General features: G+C 62.4%; 10 protein-coding genes. 9 read left to right on the top strand and 1 reads right to left on the bottom strand.

Annotated elements, in window-relative coordinates; all coding sequences use genetic code 11:
- The first annotated feature begins 275 nt into the window (after nucleotides 1-275).
- The 7 genes from PHF15_RS14930 to PHF15_RS14900 all read left to right on the top strand — a co-directional run bounded on the left by PHF15_RS14930 (nucleotide 276) and on the right by PHF15_RS14900 (nucleotide 6,676).
- Nucleotides 276-1,424 (top strand): nucleotidyltransferase family protein, encoded by a 1,149-nt coding sequence (locus tag PHF15_RS14930; protein WP_300122303.1) that lies wholly within the window; start codon nucleotides 276-278, stop codon nucleotides 1,422-1,424.
- A gap of 135 nt (nucleotides 1,425-1,559) precedes the next feature.
- Nucleotides 1,560-3,707 carry a PQQ-binding-like beta-propeller repeat protein gene (locus tag PHF15_RS14925; RefSeq protein WP_300122302.1) on the top strand — a complete coding sequence of 716 codons (2,148 nt, stop codon included), beginning with the start codon at nucleotides 1,560-1,562 and terminating at the stop codon, nucleotides 3,705-3,707.
- Nucleotides 3,708-3,762: 55 nt separating this feature from the next.
- Complete coding sequence (locus PHF15_RS14920) at nucleotides 3,763-3,939, top strand: hypothetical protein (RefSeq protein ID WP_300122300.1); 177 nt, start codon at nucleotides 3,763-3,765, stop codon at nucleotides 3,937-3,939.
- A 13-nt stretch (nucleotides 3,940-3,952) separates the two neighbouring features.
- On the top strand, nucleotides 3,953-4,417 hold the full coding sequence (locus PHF15_RS14915) for a S24/S26 family peptidase (RefSeq protein WP_300122298.1): 465 nt from the start codon (nucleotides 3,953-3,955) through the stop codon (nucleotides 4,415-4,417).
- Complete coding sequence (locus tag PHF15_RS14910) at nucleotides 4,414-5,235, top strand: hypothetical protein (RefSeq protein ID WP_300122296.1); 822 nt, start codon at nucleotides 4,414-4,416, stop codon at nucleotides 5,233-5,235. The genes PHF15_RS14915 and PHF15_RS14910 overlap by 4 nt, the downstream gene beginning before the upstream one ends.
- Nucleotides 5,232-5,534: a PqqD family protein gene (locus PHF15_RS14905; RefSeq protein ID WP_300122294.1), complete on the top strand. Its 303-nt coding sequence runs from the start codon at nucleotides 5,232-5,234 to the stop codon at nucleotides 5,532-5,534. The genes PHF15_RS14910 and PHF15_RS14905 overlap by 4 nt, the downstream gene beginning before the upstream one ends.
- Nucleotides 5,531-6,676, top strand: a complete 1,146-nt coding sequence (locus tag PHF15_RS14900) for a radical SAM protein (RefSeq protein WP_300122291.1) — start codon at nucleotides 5,531-5,533, stop codon at nucleotides 6,674-6,676. The genes PHF15_RS14905 and PHF15_RS14900 overlap by 4 nt, the downstream gene beginning before the upstream one ends.
- On the opposite strand, the gene PHF15_RS14895 is transcribed toward PHF15_RS14900, so the two are convergent.
- Entirely contained in the window at nucleotides 6,654-6,893 is a 240-nt protein-coding gene (locus PHF15_RS14895) for a hypothetical protein (protein WP_300122290.1), read from the bottom strand. The two genes, PHF15_RS14900 and PHF15_RS14895, sit on opposite strands and share 23 nt — an antisense overlap.
- A 153-nt stretch (nucleotides 6,894-7,046) precedes the next feature.
- Between PHF15_RS14895 and PHF15_RS14890 the strand changes: the two genes are divergently transcribed.
- Nucleotides 7,047-8,120, top strand: a complete 1,074-nt coding sequence (locus PHF15_RS14890) for a glycosyltransferase (protein WP_300122288.1) — start codon at nucleotides 7,047-7,049, stop codon at nucleotides 8,118-8,120.
- Nucleotides 8,113-9,480, top strand: a complete 1,368-nt coding sequence (locus PHF15_RS14885; protein ID WP_300122286.1) for an O-antigen ligase family protein — start codon at nucleotides 8,113-8,115, stop codon at nucleotides 9,478-9,480. Before PHF15_RS14890 ends, PHF15_RS14885 begins: the two co-directional genes overlap by 8 nt.
- Nucleotides 9,481-9,498: the final 18 nt, after the last annotated feature.

The raw sequence follows: 9,498 nt of genomic DNA, 5'->3' as shown, positions 1-9,498 counted from the left end.
CCAACATAAATGCCGTTAAACTTTTCCATGACCTGTCTCCTCGTTAATGGCTCTGTGTTACGAAGTTCTCCAACCTCGAAACATAACCCACGTTTACGAGGTTGGCAGGTCATCCATCATGTCTACAGGTCTTTGCAGGAGTCGCGCCCCGTGCTTTTGTGGGAGTCGCGCCCCCGCGACGAAGGCTGTCCAGAGGCAGCCATCACCGATAATGCCCAGCCTTGCTGCACGCCATGCCCACCCGCTTACCCCCAAACATCCCACCGCACCCCGCCATGAACCTGCCAGAAGCGCAAACGGCTCGCCATTGGCTGGCAGACATCCTTGCCGGTCGGCCGCCTGACGCGCTGGCTGAATGGCCGCATGCCGCCGCAGAGCTGGTCGAGGCAGCGCGGCAGCACGGCGTGGTGGCGCTGGTGGATGAGCGTTTGCACGCATCGGCGAAGGCTCGGGAAGCCTGGGCGCTGGCCGTTCCGAGCCCGGTGCGCCAGTCCTTTCAGGCTGCGGCCCGGGATGCGGCCCTCTATTCCATGTTTCTGGAAGTCGAAACCCGCCGCTTGCTGGCGCTGATGTCGCAAGCGGGCATCTCCGGCCTGCTGCTCAAGGGCCAGGCGCTCGCGCAATGGGCCTACGCGGCGCCGCAGCTGCGCGCAAGCGGCGACGTCGATGTGCTGTTGCCGTCGCGCCAGGACGCCGAAATGATTGCCAGTCAACTGCTCGCTGCCGGCTATGAACTTGCCCACGCCATGCCCGAGGCGTTGGTGGGCTACGAATTGACCTGTGTGCGCGAGGTCACCGGCACCGTCGCCACCGTGATCGACGTGCATTGGCGGCTGTCGAATTCCCCGTTGTTCGGCTACCGGTTCACCTTTGACGAACTCATGAACGAGTCCATCGCGCTGCCGGGCCTGGGCGCCAACGCCCGCGGCCTGGGGCAGGTGCATGCCCTGATTCACGCCTGCATGCACCGGGCTTTCAATGTGTCGGAGTCCGATTTTCACGACAGCCTCAAATGGCTTTACGACATTCCGGTGTTGACGCGCCGGTTTGCCAACGCCGATTGGGACCACTTCACGGCACTGTGCGGCGAGCGCGCACTGGCAGGCGTGTGTCTGATGTCGCTCGATGCCGCGTCGGACGCCTTCGGATCGGATGTTCTGGCCTTGCCACCCCAAGTGCGAGCCGTTCTGGTGTTGGCGCGCGCCAGCGAGTCGATGGAGGTGGCGCGCCTGCGCCAGTGGCGTTACCGGGAGTACCAGGTCATGATGGCCTTGCCTGCGATCGGCATGCGTCTTTGCTATCTGGGGCAGCGTTTCCTGCCGAGCCGCGAGTACATGGCGCGGCTCTATCAGCGGCCCGACCTGGGTTACCTGGGTCTGATGGGGATCCGGGTTCGCGCGGCGCTGGGTCGACTGCTGGGCTGAATGGGCACAGGCCGTTGTTTTCGTCAAACGCCTTGCAGACCGCCATAAATCAAGTTGGCCACTGGCGCAGAAATGCTATACAAAATGCTATATTCGAAGGCAGAGTTGGAACTAATTTATAGATGAGAATTCGCAATGAATCGAAACTGGCAGCAATTTATCCTCGCAGTGCTTTTGTCTGTGATCGGCGGGCTCATTCCGGCCGTGTTCAGCCCCGCATTCGCGCAGGCTGTGGTACCGGAGGCGAACCGCAGTGTGCCCCAGGACTGGAGCCACAAGCACCTGATCTACACCAATCCGGAGACGCTGAACCAAGCAGCGCGCCAAGGCACAGTTGCTTTTGATCGGTGGCTACAGAAAATCAAGGATCCGCGTTTTGCCATGGCGGTCGCCAAAAAGACCGCCTTTGTGCAACCGACCGGACAAAACGCCTTCTCGGGCCAGCAAATGCAATGGGCCACGAGATTCGACAGGCATCAATCGACGGTAACGGCCAACCCCATACAACGCGACTGGAGCAGCCCGCTGGGTGGGGCATCTGGCGTCGGCAGGGCCGGTGTGTTCCCGGCGAAATTCAGTTTTGACATTAACGCGGTGCCGAGCTGCGCCAACGATTTTGTGGTCTTCACCACGGCTTCAGCGGGTGCCGCATCATCTTCACAAGCAGCCGCGTCGGCAAGCCAAAGCGGAACATTTTTGAACAATAATGCAGTGAGAGTCCCTTCGACCATCACCATTGGCGGAGTGGTGTTTACCGCCACTAACGGCACTGGGTTCACATCGACCACTTACGCGGCCAATGCCAGCGCCGCCACCGAGGCAAGCAATTTGGCGGGTGCGATTAATCTGAACTCCTCGGTACTCGTGTCCGCTGTTGCCAATTCGCCCAGTTCTGGGCAGTTGACGATCACGGCCAAGACGCCTGGCAATGCCGGAAACAGTATCCTACTTTCGGTTGCCAATACAGCAAGGTTTTCATGGGACGGGGCGATGACGGGAGGTGCAGATGCCTTAACTCCTGGTCAACCCACCATTGTGGCCTTCAACAATCTGTACAAGACCACTTGTGGTCCAGCGTTGAATTTTCAGCCGAATACCATGTGGTCGTACAACACGGGGGCGGGTGCCTTTACCGAAACCTCGCCTGTGCTTTCGCTGGACGGCACCCAGGTGGCGTTCGTGCAGCGCACCGGCACTGTCGCGAGTCTGGTGTTGCTCAAGTGGAGTAGTGCCGCGCCCGGAACACTCGGTGCACCCACCGCCCCGACCCCTGTCACCGCTGCGGACTACCGCACCTGTACCGCGCCTTGCATGGCGTTAATTCCCTTTAGCGGCAGTCCCAACAATACCAATTCGTCACCTTATGTCGATTACTCGAATGACGTCCTCTATGTCGGCACCAACAACGGGACCCTGCACAAGTTCACCGGGGTGTTCACCGGCACGCCGGGCGAGATCACCGCTGGCGGGTGGCCGGCTACCGTGAGAGCGGCCAGCATTCTCTCGTCGCCCGTTTATGATTCCGTGAGCAATTTGGTGTTTGTTGGCACGGCGTCTACCGATGGGCGACTTTATGCAGTCAATGCAAGCACCGGCGCTGTTGTGCGCAGTGTCCAACTCTCTCGTAACACTAACACAAACGGCATCAAGGATGCGCCCATCGTGGACTCCAGTGCGCAGCATGTGTACGCATTTGGCGGTAGGGACACCAGCACAGGTGACTCAACTGTTTACAGATTTTCAACCACGTTCACTAACATTTCAGTGCCTGAAAAGGCTGTGGTGGGCTCAGGTGGCGATACCTCAGTCTTGTATTCAGGTGCTTTCAACGATGCTTACTACACAACGGGAAACGGGTTTATGTACGTTTGCGGGAGTGCAACCCGGACTGCACGGCGACCAACCCTTTGGAGGATATCCGTTAACAGTGGTAACCCAATGGGCGTCCCGGCGACGGGACCAACGCTTGTCAACAGCAATGCAGACTGCTCCCCCGTCACCGAAATCATGAACGGCGCCAACGACTACATCTATGCCAGTGTCACTGCAGCAGGTAATGACTTCGGGTGTACCGGAGCCTGCATCTACATGTACAACCTGACCGGTCTGACCTGGGACACAGCGGCAACCGCTGGTGCCGGACTGGCGGCTCCTGGTGGCACCGGCGGCATCATTGTGGACAATATCTCGGCGACCGCAGGCGCGTCCCAAATCTATTACTCGACGATTGGCAACGGCACCGTTGGCAACGCCATCCAGGCCAGCCAGGCGGCGCTGCAGTGATGACAATCTGTGCAGATGCCTCTGTGCCATACCTGAACTCAATATCGTGAGCAAAATGAATCATCCCTCTCAACCAGAATTGTCTCAGGCCTGCGCAGCCAGCGGCTCGCCCAGAAAGCCTTATCTCAAGCCCGCGTTCCGTCACGAGCCGGTGTTCGAGACCATGGCGCTGGCCTGCGGCAAGATCAGCAGCACGCAGGCCCAGTGCCGGACCAACCGCAAGACTTCCTAGCCACTGCGGTCGCATGGAAGCGTTGTTCGATTCACGCAATTTGTCCAAAAACGAATTGGCCGCCGAGGCCCTTCGCACCTTTGGCGAGTTGCGCCTGGGTGTGACGGGCGCCAGCATGTTGCCGGCGGTGCGGCCGGCCGACACACTCCTGATCCACCAGTGCCGCATCGAAGACGCCGGGCCGCACGATATTGTTCTGTTTATCCGCCATAGCAGGCTGTTCGCGCACCGGGTGGTGTCGCGCTCGGCGACGCACCTCTTCACCCAGGGCGACGGTCTGGCCGATCCCGATGCCCCGGTGGCAGCGCATGAACTGCTGGGCAAAGTCGTGCGGGTGACGCGCCGCGGCAAGACCGTTCACCACGCGACGCAGCCGGGTTGGCCGGCGCGCCTGGCCGCAGCCGTGTTTCGCCGATCAAGCCTGGCGGGCAGCCTGTTCATCCGCGTGCAGGGCCTGCAGGGCCGAGTCGGCCTGTGAGCGCCGCAGCGCGCAGCCGCGCCGACATCTGCATTGGCGGCATCACCGTCAGCGTGCGCAGTTCGGACGAAGCTTTCCTGCAACTGCTCGACCAGCGCTACGCCGGCTTCATGGTGCAGGGCGGCGCGCCCGACTACGCGTTCGACATCGAACTCGCGCCGCTGCGCGAGGGTTCGCCCGACGACGACGTGCGCGTCTATCGCAGCAACGGCCGCTGGCGGCTGGAGCGCGGCGACTTTCGTGCCGAGTGGGACCCGGCCCTGCGCCAGGGGCACATCCGCCAGTCGGCCAACCCGTATTCCATCGACACCGTGCTGCGCATCGTCCACTCGCTGGTGCTGGCGCGTGAAGGTGGATTCCTGATGCATGCGTCGAGCGCCGTGCGCAATGGCAAGGCATTTTTTTTTACCGGCGTCTCCGGTGCGGGCAAAACCACGATGGTCCGGCTGGCGCCGCCAGACACTGCCGTGCTCAGCGACGAAATTTCCTACCTGCGCAAGGAAGCCGGCGGCTACTACGCCTACGGCACGCCGTTCGCCGGTGAACTGGCCCGTGCCGAAGAATTGGCCCGCGCCGGGGCGGGGCTGCGCGCGCCGCTGGAAGCCGTCTATCTGCTCACCCAGGGCGCGGAGAACCGCGTCTCTGACGTGGGCAAGGCCGAGGCGGTGCGCGGTATTTTGCGTAACATGCTATTTTTCGCCGAAGACACCGAGCTGGTGCAGGCGGTGTTTCTGTCGGCGCTCGAACTGATCGAGCGCGTGCCGGTTCGCCGGCTGACATTTTTGCCCGAGACTGAAGTATGGAAGTTGATTCAATGAGCACACCGCGCTACGTGTCCCGAGCCAGCAACGTCGCCGCGCGCATGGTCGGCGGCGAGGTGATGATCATGTCGGGCCTCGACTCGTCGCTGTACAGCCTGAACGAGACCGCCTCCCTCTTGTGGCAGGCGGCCGACGGCGTGACGCCGCTGGCGCAGATGGTCGAGCGCCATATCTGCGCCGTGTATGACGTGGACCCCGCGAGCGCCTTGCGCGACGCCGAGGAAATGTCCGAGGAGCTGGCCCGCCAGGGCATTCTCGTGATATCCGACACTCCCTTGACTGATGCGTCGGCATGAGCAGCCTGATGCGCGAGATGGGCGCCAAGGCGCTCAAGCTGGGCATACCGTTGAGCGTGCAGCTCGACCTGACCTACCGCTGCAACGAGCGCTGCGTGCATTGCTACCTCGACCATGACGACCATGGCGAGATGAGCACGGCCGAAATCAAGGATCTGCTGGATCAGCTGGCGGCGGCCGGGGTGTTCTTTTTGATCCTGAGCGGCGGCGAGATTTTTTTGCGCAAGGATCTGTTCGAAATCATCGCGCACGCGCGCAAGCACCTGTTCGCAGTCAAGCTCAAGACCAATGCCGTCCTGCTGCGCGAGGCCAGTGCCAGGCGCATCGCGGCGCTGGGCGTGGAGTCGGTGCAGATCAGCGTGTATTCGCACCTGGCGGCCGTGCACGACGAGATCACCAAGGTGCGCGGGTCATTCAGGCGCACCATCGAGGGTGCGCGACTGCTCAAGGCGCACGGCGTCAGGGTCAGCTTTGCCAACGTGCTGATGAAGCACAACGCCGGCGATTACCCGCAGGTGCAGGCGCTCGCCGCCGAGATGGGCGTCGGCTACAACCTTGACGCCACCATCACCCCGATGATGGATGGCGACCGTTCGATACTTGACCTGAACATCACGCCCGGGGAGCTGGAGCAGGTATTGCACGAATCGACGCTGGTCGGCAATGCCGAGGAGTTCTGCGCCCCGCCGGCGGGGCCGCTGGCGCCCGCCGACGCGCTGGACACGCTGCCGTGCAGCGCCGGGCATACGGCGTGCTATATCTCGCCTTATGGCGACGTGCTGCCCTGCGTGCAGTTTCCGCTGCTGAGCGGCAACGTGCGCCAAACGCGTTTTCTCGACATCTGGCAGAACTCGCCCGCGCTGAAGAAAGTGCGGGCCATCAGCATGGCCGATTTGCAGAGCTGCTCCTCCTGCGCGCATGGCAGCAGTTGCTCGCGCTGCCCGGGGCTGGCGCACATGGAAGGCAATATGCGCGGACCGTCGATCCAGGATTGCGAGAAATCCTTTGCCCGCACCGGTGTGCCGTCGTTCAACCTGCTGCGCAACGAGGCCGCCATGGCAAAGTTGGCGCCGGCAGCGGCTGCCTTTGCGCCTGCCTCCTCCCAAGCAAGCCATCCCGTCATGTGGATGGCTCGGGACTAGGTTTGGCCATGTCGAAGACGGGCGGGCGGGTTTTGCGCGTCGGGTAATCCAGCAACTCATTGATTTTTTGTTCGCCCGGTTTCGCCTGAAGCTGGGTCAAAAATGAAATCTCGGCGCGCGTGATGACGTCAATTTTTGATGTTCCCTCCGCCATTCGCGGCGAGGGCGCCGCTCCTACAAATTCAAGCGCGACGCCTTGGCCATTGGTGTCAGGCAAATCGGGTAATATGCTCCGCGCTTCCTGATAAGTGTTCTCAAAAAAATAATGACGGCTTGCCGCTTGATTCAGGAGCGATTTGGGGAATAAATGATGCTTTTACTGTCACATGTCGGCGCTTTCCTTGGCCGGGTTTCTTTAGCCACCACGTTCATGTCCTTTCTGGTCTCGCTGCTGCTGGTGCTCACCCGGCACCGGCACGGCCACTTGTCGATGGACCATCCGGGCGCGGTGCAAAAATTTCATCTTGAGCCAACGCCGCGTGTGGGTGGCATCGGCATTTACCTGGCGCTGGCACTGGCTTGGCTGTTGCTCGATGCGGGTCCGGCCAGGCAGTTGCTGGGCGTGATTTTGCTGGCCGGCTTACCGGCCCTGGTGTTTGGACTGGCCGAAGACATGACCAAGCGCGTGGGCGTGCTGCCCCGGCTGCTGGCCACCATGGTCAGCGGTTTGGTGGCCTGCCTGCTCAGCGGCGTGGCGTTGAACCGACTGGACGTTGCCCTGCTCGACAGTGTGCTCACCTACTGGCCGCTGGCCGTGATGCTGACGGCCTTTGCCGTGGGCGGCGTGGCCAATGCGGTCAACATCATCGACGGTTTTCATGGTTTGGCCAGTGGCACCGTCATTTTGATGCTGTTGGCGCTTTCGGCAATGGCTTTTCAGGTGGGCGACGCACCGCTGGGCCTGCTGGGTCTGCTGGTGGCTGCCGCTGTGACGGGTTTCTGGTTGATCAACTACCCTTGGGGCAAGCTGTTTTTAGGCGATGGCGGCGCTTACTTTGTTGGCTTTGCGCTGGCGTGGATTGCCGTTTTGCTGCCCATGCGCAATCCGGGCGTGTCGCCCTGGGCGAGTTTGCTAGTGTGCGCTTATCCCATCACCGAGGTGTTCTACAGCGTGCTGCGCCGCAGCCGGCAGGGCACATCGCCCGGCGACGCGGACAAGCTCCACTTGCACAGTCTGCTGGCCAGCCACTTCGTTCAAAAGCACTTTCCCGGTTGTTCGAATGCTCTGCAAAATGCGTGTGTCGCGCCTTTTGTGTGGTGCTTTGTGGCCGTGCCGGCGTGCATGGCGATCATGTTTTTCGACCAGACCGGGTTGCTGATGGTGGGCTACCTGGGCGCTATTTTGGTCTATCACCTCACCTACCGCTACCTGGTGGTCGGGCGCTGCCCGCTGGTCCGCCCCATCGCGCAGCAGCCACCCGCCGCGCAGCGTGTCGATGGCTGAAAGGTCTTTGCAGCGGCCTGCGTTGTCACAGGGGCTGATGCTGTGGGCGGGTGTTGCGCTGCTGGTGTGCGCGCCCGTCATTCGCGGCGGCAACCGCTATGTGGCCTTGATCGCACTGGAATGGCTGGGGTTGGCGGTGCTGTTGGGCGCTGCGCTGGTGGCGCTGGACGGGCAGGGCGTTTGGGGCCGGGGCAGGGAGCGCGCGGGCCTGCTGCTGCTGGCGGCGTCGCCGCTGTGGGTGGCGCTACTGCAATTGGTGCCACTGCCGCTGGACGTTTGGGTTGCCCTGCCGGGGCGTGCGCTGTACCAGGATTTGCTGGCCGCGGTGCAGATGCCGCAGCCCGCGTGGCGGCCGGCATCGCTGACGCCGGCGGCCACCTGGGCGTCGGTGCTGGCGGGGATTCCGCTGGTGGCCTGCTTTGCGCTGGCGCTGAGTTGCAGTGGGCACCAGTTCAGGATGCTGTGCCGGCTCTTGATCGGGCTGGCGCTGGCGCAGGCGCTGCTGGGTTTGGCGCAATTGGGGTCTTTCAAGCTGTTGTTTTTTGACGCCGGTACCAACCGTGTGATCGGAACCTTTGCCAACCCCAACCATTTTGCGAATTTTTTGGGCATGACGCTGCCGCTGGTGGTGCTGGAGGTCAGGCGGGCCATGCATGACCAGGCGCCGCGGCACCACCGGGTGGGCAACGCCAGCCTGCTGTGGGGCTTGCTTCTGTTTGTGTTGCTGGCAGCTGTGCTGGCGTCGAGCTCGCGCACCGGCATCGTCACGTCGCTAGTGGTCACGCTGGCCACCACATTGATGTTGCCGGGACGACACGGCGGGCAGGCTGGTTTGCGATGGCGGTTGTGGGCGCTGGCGGCCCTGCTGCTGGTGGCGGTGGCCTCGGTGGGGCTGGGCTGGCTGGAGCGTTTTCAGGGTGATTTGCTGGCCGGCGATGCCAGCTTCAGGGGCCTGATGCGGTCCAGCGCCTGGACGGCCGCACTCGAGTTTTGGCCGCTGGGTTCGGGGCTGGGGTCTTTTGGCATGGTGTTTCCGCGCTTCCAGCCGGCTGTGGTGACCGGTTTTGTCGAACATGCGCACAGCGACTATGTGCAGTTGCTGATGGAATGCGGTGCGCTGTATGTGCTGCTGGCCGGCCTTGCGCTGTGGCTGATAGCGCGGCGTGCGAGGTGGTTGGCGCACAGGGCGCTGCAGGGCGACGGGCTGGACGCGCACGAGCAGATGATGATGGCCTGCGGGCTGGGGCTGCTGGCGCTGCTGTTGCATTCGTGGCTGGACTTTAACCTGCGCATTCCCGCCAATGCGATGCTGGGCGCGTTTATGCTGGGCGGCCTGCTTCGGCTGGGCCGGGCCAATTAGAATGGATGGTTACCGGGC

This window comes from Rhodoferax sp., assembly GCF_028689295.1.
GTDB lineage: Bacteria > Pseudomonadota > Gammaproteobacteria > Burkholderiales > Burkholderiaceae_C > Rhodoferax.
The sequence above is the reverse complement of the archived record's forward strand: the minus strand, read 5'-3'. Positions and strand labels throughout refer to the sequence as shown.

Excerpts from the sequence above, each read along its gene's own strand:
- PHF15_RS14930 (WP_300122303.1), top strand. The coding sequence starts at position 276 with ATGAACCTGCCAGAAGCGCAAACGGCTCGCCATTGGCTGGCAGACATC.
- PHF15_RS14925 (WP_300122302.1), top strand. The coding sequence starts at position 1,560 with ATGAATCGAAACTGGCAGCAATTTATCCTCGCAGTGCTTTTGTCTGTG.
- PHF15_RS14920 (WP_300122300.1), top strand. The coding sequence starts at position 3,763 with ATGAATCATCCCTCTCAACCAGAATTGTCTCAGGCCTGCGCAGCCAGC.
- PHF15_RS14915 (WP_300122298.1), top strand. The coding sequence starts at position 3,953 with ATGGAAGCGTTGTTCGATTCACGCAATTTGTCCAAAAACGAATTGGCC.
- PHF15_RS14905 (WP_300122294.1), top strand. The coding sequence starts at position 5,232 with ATGAGCACACCGCGCTACGTGTCCCGAGCCAGCAACGTCGCCGCGCGC.
- PHF15_RS14900 (WP_300122291.1), top strand. The coding sequence starts at position 5,531 with ATGAGCAGCCTGATGCGCGAGATGGGCGCCAAGGCGCTCAAGCTGGGC.
- PHF15_RS14890 (WP_300122288.1), top strand. The coding sequence starts at position 7,047 with ATGTCCTTTCTGGTCTCGCTGCTGCTGGTGCTCACCCGGCACCGGCAC.
- PHF15_RS14885 (WP_300122286.1), top strand. The coding sequence starts at position 8,113 with ATGGCTGAAAGGTCTTTGCAGCGGCCTGCGTTGTCACAGGGGCTGATG.